General features: G+C 34.9%; 11 protein-coding genes and 1 tRNA gene. 7 read left to right on the plus strand and 5 right to left on the minus strand.

Annotation, left to right across the window (positions count from 1 at the left end; genetic code table 11):
* Window positions 1-134 precede the first annotated feature (134 nt).
* The 5 genes from PFY09_RS17940 (at window position 135) to PFY09_RS17960 (ending at window position 5,239) form a co-directional block, all read left to right on the plus strand.
* Complete coding sequence (locus PFY09_RS17940; RefSeq protein WP_271160594.1) at window positions 135-1,859, plus strand: helix-turn-helix domain-containing protein; 1,725 nt, start codon at window positions 135-137, stop codon at window positions 1,857-1,859.
* Window positions 1,860-2,033: 174 nt separating this feature from the next.
* Window positions 2,034-2,228, plus strand: coding sequence for a hypothetical protein (locus PFY09_RS17945; RefSeq protein WP_271160595.1), 195 nt, complete (start codon window positions 2,034-2,036; stop codon window positions 2,226-2,228).
* Between the two features lie 52 nt (window positions 2,229-2,280).
* Window positions 2,281-3,813 carry a M20/M25/M40 family metallo-hydrolase gene (locus tag PFY09_RS17950; RefSeq protein WP_271160596.1) on the plus strand — a complete coding sequence of 511 codons (1,533 nt, stop codon included), beginning with the start codon at window positions 2,281-2,283 and terminating at the stop codon, window positions 3,811-3,813.
* A gap of 221 nt (window positions 3,814-4,034) precedes the next feature.
* Complete coding sequence (locus PFY09_RS17955; protein ID WP_271160597.1) at window positions 4,035-4,730, plus strand: hypothetical protein; 696 nt, start codon at window positions 4,035-4,037, stop codon at window positions 4,728-4,730.
* 155 nt (window positions 4,731-4,885) lie between these two features.
* Window positions 4,886-5,239: a hypothetical protein gene (locus PFY09_RS17960; protein ID WP_256039895.1), complete on the plus strand. Its 354-nt coding sequence runs from the start codon at window positions 4,886-4,888 to the stop codon at window positions 5,237-5,239.
* Between the two features lie 127 nt (window positions 5,240-5,366).
* Here PFY09_RS17960 and PFY09_RS17965 read toward each other — a convergent pair.
* Both PFY09_RS17965 and PFY09_RS17970 read right to left on the minus strand, forming a co-directional pair.
* A tRNA-Ser gene (locus PFY09_RS17965) sits at window positions 5,367-5,453 on the minus strand.
* A 60-nt stretch (window positions 5,454-5,513) separates the two neighbouring features.
* Window positions 5,514-6,530 carry an asparaginase gene (locus PFY09_RS17970; protein WP_271160598.1) on the minus strand — a complete coding sequence of 339 codons (1,017 nt, stop codon included), beginning with the start codon at window positions 6,528-6,530 and terminating at the stop codon, window positions 5,514-5,516.
* Window positions 6,531-6,609: 79 nt separating this feature from the next.
* Between PFY09_RS17970 and PFY09_RS17975 the strand changes: the two genes are divergently transcribed.
* Both PFY09_RS17975 and PFY09_RS17980 read left to right on the plus strand, forming a co-directional pair.
* Entirely contained in the window at window positions 6,610-7,281 is a 672-nt protein-coding gene (locus tag PFY09_RS17975) for a TrmH family RNA methyltransferase (RefSeq protein ID WP_271160599.1), read from the plus strand.
* 3 nt (window positions 7,282-7,284) lie between these two features.
* Window positions 7,285-7,920, plus strand: coding sequence for an XAC2610-related protein (locus tag PFY09_RS17980; protein WP_271160600.1), 636 nt, complete (start codon window positions 7,285-7,287; stop codon window positions 7,918-7,920).
* Between the two features lies 1 nt (window position 7,921).
* Here PFY09_RS17980 and PFY09_RS17985 read toward each other — a convergent pair whose 3' ends face one another.
* Genes PFY09_RS17985 through tsaD form a run of 3 tightly spaced genes read right to left on the minus strand, consistent with a single transcriptional unit; the run spans window position 7,922 to window position 10,076 of the window.
* A complete protein-coding gene (locus PFY09_RS17985) occupies window positions 7,922-8,617 on the minus strand; it encodes an RsmE family RNA methyltransferase (RefSeq protein ID WP_271160601.1) in 696 nt (231 codons plus the stop codon).
* A 41-nt stretch (window positions 8,618-8,658) separates the two neighbouring features.
* Window positions 8,659-9,063, minus strand: coding sequence for a hypothetical protein (locus tag PFY09_RS17990; protein WP_076392626.1), 405 nt, complete (start codon window positions 9,061-9,063; stop codon window positions 8,659-8,661).
* Window positions 9,060-10,076, minus strand: a complete 1,017-nt coding sequence (gene tsaD, locus PFY09_RS17995; RefSeq protein ID WP_076392624.1) for a tRNA (adenosine(37)-N6)-threonylcarbamoyltransferase complex transferase subunit TsaD — start codon at window positions 10,074-10,076, stop codon at window positions 9,060-9,062. Before tsaD ends, PFY09_RS17990 begins: the two co-directional genes overlap by 4 nt.
* Between the last annotated feature and the right edge of the window lie 4 nt (window positions 10,077-10,080).

Raw genomic sequence — 10,080 nt, forward strand, 5'->3', positions numbered from 1 at the left:
TTGTTTGATTTTCAATTGATATATTTGTAAAGTAGAAATAATTCTATACCACATTTTAATTCCATATTCTTTGATAAAAAATGATCTATTTTCTGTACTTTTGACGGAGTTTACACATAGGATTATTTAACAGGGTGAAAAAAAAATTATTTTTTATTCTTTTTGTCGGAATTTTTAATTTAGTCTTTTCGCAGGAAGGGTACAGCGATTATTATAAACTCAGGCTGAAATATGAAGATTTTCCGGAAAATGATATGAAGGCATTTCCTTTTATAAAGCCATACATCAATTTGGCGAAAAAGGAAAAGAATTACGGAAAGCTGGTTCAGGGATATAAAGATGCTGTATTTTTTTCTTCCTTAAACGAAAATAAGCTGAAGTATGCAGACAGCATGATCTGGGCAGCCAATCAGACGAATGAGGATGATCTTAAAATTGTTGCCCATATTGATAAAGGCGTTATTTATTATTACCACTATAAAAAATTTCAACTTGCTCTTAATGAATATCTTGAAGCTTATAAATATTCAAGAAATACAAGAAATCAATATCTGAAATATCAGAATCTGTATCATATCGGAGTGGTGAAAAGCTATCTCGGCTATTACGAAGATGCTTCACAGGTCTTTACGAAATGCCTTGTCTATTACAGGGAAAAGGCGAAATCAATCACCAAGCTTCATCCTAATGAAATTTATAACAATAAGAAAGGCTATCTCAACAGTCTTCACCAGCTTATTATCTGCAACAGGCATCTTGGGAAACAAGAAGAAGTGGATGCTGCTATACAGACAGGACTTACGGAGATAGGAGATAATTCGGAATATGCTCTGGAAAAAGGATATTTCCTTTTGTCGAAGGGTATTTCAGAATACAAGAGAAATCAATTCAAGGAAGCGTTAGAAGACTTTAATCAGTCTCTGCCCGTGATCAGAGAAAGCCGTGATTTTGCAAGGCTTTCGGTAAGTTATTTCTACATCGGGAAAACTTATTCCGATCTTAAAAAGACCAAACAATCTATTATTTATTTTAAAAAGATTGATTCCATTTTTCAGAAACATCAGTTTATCCTTCCGGAACTGAGGGAAAATTATGAAATCCTGATCGATTATTCCAAAAAAGAGAAAAACGAGAAGAACCAGCTCTATTACACAAGCCAGTTGCTTCGGGCAGACAGTATTATGTCTAGAGATTTTATTTATCTGTCCCCGAAAATTCATAAAGATTACGATACCGATACTTTACTGGACGAAAAAAATAAACTTCAGAAAATAAATTATCTCGGGACTATTATTATCATTGTGTTAATTATCTGGGCAATCGGTTTGGTTGTTCTGCTGACGAGAAGGCATAAAAAATCCAAAGAAATTCAGAAAAAGTATATTTTAGTTGAAGAGAAGTTCACGGCAAACCATCAGAAAGAAGAAATGGACGAAACCAAAGAACTTGTTCCGCAGATCGAAGAAAAGAAACTGACGATTACAGAAAATAAGGTAGAAGAACTTCTGAAAAAGCTTAAAACGTTTGAAGATAAAAAAGGGTTTACACAAAAAGGATTAACAATTAGTAAATTAGCCGCCCAACTGGGTACTAATTCAAACTATCTCTCACAGGTGATTAACGAATATAAAAAAGCGAATTTCAATAAATATTTAAGTGAACTCAGAATCAATTACATCACCAATCTGCTTTTTGAGGATAAAAAATACTTAAAATACAGCATCGAAACCCTTGCAAAAGAATGCGGAATCGCTTCCCGACAGAATTTTTCAGATCTTTTTTACGAAATCAACGGAATTCGCCCTACAGATTTTATTAAAAAGAGAAAGGAAGAGCTTGAAAACAACAGAGAAGATTAATGCATTGTTTTTATAAAATTCCTGAAACAAAATTTTACTGAAATTGTACTGGGATTCTTTGGGGCAGTTTTCTGTTTTGGTATTTTAAAACAAATCTTAGATCCCAATTTTTCTATATACAAATATTTTGAATAGCATTTCAATGGAATTGTAGTGTATGATAAATATGATTATATGAGTCATTGTCATCTCATAAAAACAAGCGATGATAAAAAAATCTATTTAGAAGATCTTAATATCATCATTTTAATTGATACCGGAGACTCAATCGTAAAAAATAAAAATGTTACGTATTTTATGCTTTACAAAAAAGGCCGCCGCAAAATCTTTTATGATATGTACCTGAAAAAACTGAAAGTTTTAAACTGAAACGCTATTTTAGAAGTAAAATCTTCATTATATTTATATAAAATTAATAATCATGAAGAAGTTTCTTTTAGTCTTTTTGAGTATTATCATTATTCTCATTGCTTTTGTTTTAATCAGAACATTCACCTATCCTTTCAAAAAAACAGATCAGGCAGATTCCGGAGGATGGAAATTTGTAAAGAACGATTCGGTTGTTAAACGTTTTTCCGACGGATTAAAGATCCCAACAGTTTCCACCGGAGAATTAGGGGATTTCGATTATTCCCCTTTTGTAACATTTAAAGAATATCTGAAAAAAGCATATCCAGAAGTTTATAAAAATACAGAATATGTTGAGGTGAATACTTATGGTCTGGTTTTCAGGTTTAGAGGAAGCAATCCAGGTCTCGCGCCCATTATGTTTCTGTCTCATATTGATGTGGTTCCTCCCGGAGATGCGGAGGTGAAAAATACAGCAGAAAATGTTTTCAGACCCAATGATAAACCTTTTCCAGCCATTACAAAAGTTGCTGAAGACTGGGATTTTGCTCCGTTTTCAGGAGCCGTTGCCAATGGAAGAATTTACGGACGCGGAGCAATTGACATGAAAGGAATGCTTTTTTCTCTGATGGAATCCATGAATAATGTAATTAAAAATAAACATACGCCGAAACGCGATATCTATCTGGCTTTCGGATTCGATGAAGAAGTAGGAGGGAAGAAGGGAGCAACACAGATTGCCTCTTATTTTAAGAAAAAAAACATACAGTTTGATGCTGTTTATGATGAAGGCGGGTTAATTTTAGAAAAAGGAAGCATTTCTGGAATCGATTCGGATGTAGCGGTAATCGGCTGTGCCGAAAAAGGTTTTCTTTCTGCCAAAATAAAAGTGAAAGGTTTAGGCGGACATTCGTCAACACCGCCCATGGAAAGTGCGATCGGAAAAGCCGCCGTTATTATGCAGCGACTGGAAGACGATCAGATGAAACCGGTAATTACCCCTTTAATCCAACAGTTTTTTGATAATATAGGAAGTTCCATGTCTTTCCCGAGCAGAATGGCAATCTCCAATCAATGGCTTTTGAAACCGCTTCTTCTTTCTCAGCTTACCAAAAATAATTCTACCAATGCTTTAGTTCGTACGACAACGGCACTTACCATGATGAAAGGAAGTGACGGAACCAACGTACTTTCTCCCGAAGTTGAATTTGTGGTTAATTTCAGGCTGCTTCCCGGAAATACCATAAAAGATGTAAAAGCACATATTGCCAAAGCAACCGAAGGTTTTGAGGTGGAAGTGGAAGAAATTGACAATACCAGAGAAGCTTCTGCAGTTTCATCAAGCAATACAAAAGCGTATCAGCTAATTGAACAAGGAGTAAAACAGCTTTATCCGGCAGCTATTGTAACGCCGTATCTTACACTGGGCGGAACGGATGCCTACAAATATCAGATGGTAAGTAAAAACATTTACAGATTTATGCCTGTTAAAATCAATAATTTTGAGCAACAGAGCATTCACAGCACCAATGAATATCTCAGTGTCGAAAATTATATGAAGATGATTCATTATTTTGAATTTATTATGACGAATTATGATAAATGATAAATGATGAATGATGAATGATAAATTTTACAATTAAATTTCAGGCAATTGGCATTTGCAATGTTTTCCTGAGCGCGAATCAGTGGAAGTATTTTAGATCGTATTCAGTTTATTACATCAATCCAAAATCATCAATTCAAAAAAATTTCAAAACTAAAAAATAACACGTCGAGTTTTGTCGCATTACCGCAATAGCTTTGTCTTATCAAAATTACGAAGCTATGGAACTGCCATTATATCTAAGTTTTAAAGAGTTTGAAAACACCTATTACGACAACCTTGAAAAATGGTTTGAGGAATATAAGAATACAAGCGAAACCGACTATCTGAAAGCACTTTCGGATCTGTACAGCCCTTATCTGTATTACAACTTTGCCAACGACAGACTTCAGGCAGATGCTTCCATACAGATCAAAGACTGCTTTTTTCCTTATTACGACAAAATCGGGATTTCTTTCTGCACAACCTGTGAAAACGGAAAGCCTGCCAAAAATTTGAAAAAAATCAATCATCAGTTCGAATGGAAAACCGTTACGATGATGGAATATGCACAGCATATTTTGGATAAAATCAACAGATACTTGTCGAAAAATAGTAATAAAGAAGATAAAAGCGTGCTGGATTTTATCAACGATTTTGAGATCATCACTTCGCGTGAAGGAGCGGGATACTGTGTAAACTACAACCAGCATCAGGCGACAATTCCTTTTCTGAAAGCCTATCTTCCGGTTCACGGACAAACGGTGAATATTGCGGTATACAGAGATTTTCTCTTTTCCGTTGTTCAGATCGCAGAATATATTGATCAGAAATTAAAAGAAGTACAGGCTTTTGAAAGCATGATCTATTCTAAGCTGAAATCAGACGCGAGATTCAAAGTACAGATGAGCCATCAGTTTTTAACGATGTGCAATTAACCAAAACACCAAAACATTCATATAGCTAAATTGTAGTTTGAAATTAGTTGGTACTTTTTCAAACAGAAAATCCCGGTTGAAAAACTGGGATTTTTTTATGATTTCACGTAAAATTTGATTTTTTCTTTTTCCTATATTTGAAAAAAAACTAAACTATGAAAAAGCTTTTATATATTTTTACAATGATTTCCTGTGGTGATAAATATACTGCAGATATGGAATATACTATAACGTTTCCTTCAACAAATAATGTAGAATTACAAAAAGAACACTACAAATTTGATGCTAAAACCGATCGGGCTGCAAAAATTGAATTTATAGTTACAGCAAATATTTTAAGCAACTTATCAAAAGATATTAAAACTGATTTTAAATCCGGAATTCTCAGAAAGAATGGTGAAATTTTAAAAATTGATTTAGATCAAAAAACAATTGATAGTGTAAACGATAGATCAAAGAAAATGTTTCCAAATGAAAATTTTAAGCCTTTTAAAATTGTTTCTGATTAAGTTGCAATTATACAATAAAGTAAAAATGATTTAGAAAGAATATTGATTAAATTATTTTAGATTTGTGATGGTCAATCATCAAACTATAAACAAAAAAGTCTTAAGTAAAACCTAAGACTTTTATTTGCAGAGAGGAAGGGATTCGAACCCTCGATACAGTTACCCGTATACTACCTTTCCAGGGTAGCTCCTTCAACCACTCGGACACCTCTCTTTGTATTTGAGATTGCAAAAATAGACTATTTTCCGGAATCTGCAAACTCAAAATGCAAATTTATCCGGAAATTTCTCCACAAAGGCTTTGGGAGAAGTTGTCTGCAAAGCTTCCGGTGTAGTTGGGATTGTCAATTAAGTGCATCGCTTTGGTAATTGCACTTTCAGCGGTCATATCTTTTCCGCTGATGGCTCCGATTCTTGAGAAAATATTGCTGTTTTCGTATTTTCCGAACGATATTCCTCCTGAAATACACTGACTAACCACCACGATTTCAGTTCCGTTATCTCGGATCTGCTGCAAAGTTTCCACCGTTTTTTCGCTGCTGAAAATGGTTCCCGAACCAAAAACCTGAAGAATAAGAACCTTCATTTTTGGAATTTCTTTGAAGTGATTCAGGTTCATGCCCGGAAAAATTCTCCAGAAAATAATATCTTCCGAAATATGATCGTCAACGTGAAATTCTCCAGCAGAATGATCCCGAAGAAGATTATCCTTAATAATATTCAGATGAACTCCAGATTGTCCGAGAATAGGGTAGTTCGGACTTGCATAGGCATCAAAATACTCCGCAGAATATTTCAGGGTACGGTTTCCTCTCAAAAGTTTATATTCAAAATAAATCGCCACTTCCTGAATAACCGCTTCGTCATTTTCATACAGACTTGCATAATACAGACTCGTGAGAAGATTTTCTTTCGCATCGGTCCGTAAATCCCCGATCGGTAGCTGTGAACCCGTTAAAATAACGGGTTTTTTCAATCCTTTCAGCATAAAACTCAATGCAGAAGCGGTGTAAGACATCGTGTCTGTGCCATGCAGAATTAAAAATCCGTCAAACTGATGATAATTTTTCTGAATATAATGAGCGATAATTTTCCATTCTTCAGGTCCCATGTCCGAAGAATCCAACGGTTTTTCAAAAGGATGTACAAAAACTTCGCATTCCATCAGCTTCATTTCGGGCATTTTTTCAAAAATATTTCCGAAATCAAACGCACGAAGGCTTCCGCTTTCATAATCTTTCTCCATACCGATCGTTCCACCGGTGTATATCAACAGGACTTTTCTTTTCATACAGGACTTTTCTTAGATTTTTATCCTCCATTCGCAGGATTCCTCAAATTTACGTTAATTTGCAAAGATTTGAAAATGAATGAAAGATTTACAGCAAACTTTTGAGTATTTAAAGCAGTTTTTAACGGAAGAAAGATTACAGAAGATCGAGCATTTTGCACCGGAAAGTTCAGATTTTATTCTTCCGGTGGTGGAAGATGTCTATCAGTTCAGGAATGCAGCCGCAATTGTACGTTCTGTGGAAGCGTGCGGTTTTCATAAAGTAGTGGCTTTGCAGGAAGAATACAGTTTTGAACCCAATCTTCGCGTTACAAAAGGCGCAGATACATGGGTGGAAGTGGAAAAAATGCCCAGAAGCATGGAATCTTTCCAGAATATAAAAGACAGAGGCTATAAAATTGTTGCAGTATCGCTGGAAAATAATGCCAAAATGCTTCCCGAATACGAAATTACAGAACCCATTGCTTTGGTTTTCGGGACGGAAATGGAAGGAGTTTCTCAGGAAATTCTGGATTTTGCCGACGAAACGCTGGCAATTCCGATGTATGGTTTTACCCGAAGTTTTAATGTTTCCGTAGCAGCTTCTATTTGTCTGTATGAACTGAAGCAGAAATTATTAAAATCTGATATCGATTATAAACTGAATGAAGAAAAACTCCTGAGGATGAAAATCCGTTGGGCAGTAAACTCCATAAGAAGCGGACAGCAGATTTTTGATAAATATTTAAAAGATAATGGTCTTGAATTTTAAAAGATGAAATTCTCCATTGTCATAATGCTCTTATTATTGATTTTTTCTTGTTCGCAGAAAGATCAAAATTCTACTTCAAAGAAAGATTCAACGATTATGGCTATTGATTCTGTTGCGGTAAACATTGACAGTTCTAAAATTGAAAATTTAAAACAGAAAGAAGTAGAGTATGAAGAGCCTAAAGACGGAAAATACTCTCAGATTATTAAAGATAAAGATATTTCTGCAGAAATTTTCTACATTGTAAAACAGGGAAGAATTGATTATTACAAACTAAAAGTTTATCAAGGAAAAAGAATACAAAACCTTAAAGCTGTTTCAAATTGGGAATTTCGGAATGTGGAAGAAATGGATTTTAGGTTTCAAGATGTAAATTTTGACGGAATCAATGATCTTACAATATCAAAGGAAGTCGGAATGAATTGGTTTATATTAAATGGATGGATTAACAAGAAAGGAAAATTTATTCCTGAAAAAATGCTTAATGAAATCTACAATCCGATTTTTGATCCAAAGAGCAAAAAAATAGAATCATATCACAGGGTTTCCGGAGTTGGAGAATTTTGGTCGACTTATGAATGGAAAAATAGTAAATTAATTCGTACTTCTTATTCGGAAGATATTGTTGATATCAATTAATTTAAATCATCTGGTTATAATTCCACGCGGCAACAAAAATTCCGGCGGTCTCTGTTCTCAGTCTCTGATTTCCCAAAGAAACTGCTTTGATATTATTTTCAGCTAAAAAAGAAATCTCTCTTTCAGAAAAATCGCCTTCAGGACCAATTAGAAAAGTAATGTTTTTAAGTTTGGGAATCTTATTGAGTTCCGTTCTTTCTAAATTCTCATGGCAATGCGCAACAAACGTATGTTCAGGATCAATATTTTTAAGAAAATCCTGAATTTTCGTTACATCATTAATTATAGGAAAATGAAATCTTAAACTCTGTTTGGATGCGGCAATTGCCTGTTTTCTTATTTTATCGAGATTGATATTTTTACGCTCTGTTTTTTCCGTTTGGAGAAAAGTAATTTCTGAAATTCCCATCTCCACTGCTTTTTCAACGAAGAATTCAATCCGGTCAATATTTTTCGTCGGAGCAATCGCAATATGAAGTTTCGGACTGAAATCAGGAAGATTGTTTTTAATTTCATCCACTTCAATATGGGCTTTTTTGCCTTCAATCATCAGTTTTCCGGAGGCAAGATTTCCTTTTCCATCCGTTACATGAATGGCTTCATCATTTTTCATCCGAAGAACTTTTACAATGTGTTGTTGTTCTTCATCGTTAATCGTTACCGCATTTCCTTCAATTTCTCCGTAAAAAAGTTTCATATTTAAATATTTAAAATCTGCCTGAATTTTCTAATTGATTATCAAAAATAAGTTTCATTTTCGCTTAAAAATGCTACTCCTGTTTTTATCGTTGTATAAATATCGCCTTCACAATCTCTGTAGGAACAGGTGTAAATTTCCTCAATCCATTTATTGTTCATGAAAATCAAGTTCAGATATTCGTTTTTTCTTAAATTATTTTTGATGGATAAATAATCTCCTTCTTTCGGCTCATATTCAAAACTGAAAACATTTTCTGCATTGATCTGTTCGATAATTTCTTCCTTAATATTCTGAACATATCCCGTTTCTGAACTTGCCGGAAAATAATCAGCGAAATCCTCTGATGCTTCATTTTTACCCGTTACCGTTTCTAAGATCCAGTAATATTTTGAATTCTTCTTAGAATGTTTGCCGAGTATTTTTTCCTCTAACAGTATTTTCATAAATCGTATTTTGCGGTTGCTGAAGTTCTCAGATCAGTAAATTCTCCACGCTCAAATTTTAACTGAGCAACCATCGCAATCATCGCCGCGTTATCCGTAGTATATTCAAATTTAGGGATGTAAATATTCCAGCCCAGTTTTTCATGATTGTCCTGCATCGCTGTCCTCAAAGCCGAATTTGCCGAAACTCCTCCTGCAATCGCAACCTCGTTGATGTTTAAATCTTTTGCTGCCTTTTCCAGTTTGTTCATCAGAATTTCAATAATCGTTTTCTGTACCGAAGCACAAAGATCATTCATATTATTTTTAATGAAATCAGGATCTTTTTTTACCTCTTTCTGAATAAAATACAGCACCGAAGTCTTAATTCCGCTGAACGAATAATCGTAATTTTCCAGTTTAGGTTTATTGAAGGTAAAAGCATCCGGATTTCCTTCTTTAGCCAGTCTGTCGATAATTGGACCTGCCGGATAATCGAGATCAAATATTTTCCCGATTTTATCAAATGCTTCTCCTGCGGCGTCATCAATGGTTTTCCCGATAATTTCCATGTCGAAATAATCTTTCACCAGAACAATCATCGTGTGTCCGCCGCTCACGGTAAGACATAAAAAAGGGAACTTTGGCGGCACAGGATTTGCATCCTCGATGAAATGGGCTAAAATGTGCGCCTGGAGATGGTTTACCTCAATAAGCGGAACATCCAAACTCATTGCCAAAGACTTAGCAAATGACGTTCCCACAAGAAGAGAACCTAAAAGTCCCGGTCCGCGTGTAAATCCTATCGCAGAAATTGCATTTTGTTGTATATTTGCTTTTGTTAAGGATTTTTCAACAACGGGGATAATATTTTGCTGATGCGCACGCGAAGCCAGCTCAGGAACCACACCGCCATATTCTTTATGGATCGCCTGATTCGCTGCAATATTCGAAAGAATAGAATTTCCCTTGATGATAGCTGCTGATGTATCGTCGCAGGACGATTCAATACCTAAAATTATAGAGTCGCTCATAATA

Origin of the sequence: Chryseobacterium gambrini (assembly GCF_027920505.1) — a bacterium.
Taxonomy (GTDB): domain Bacteria; phylum Bacteroidota; class Bacteroidia; order Flavobacteriales; family Weeksellaceae; genus Chryseobacterium; species Chryseobacterium gambrini.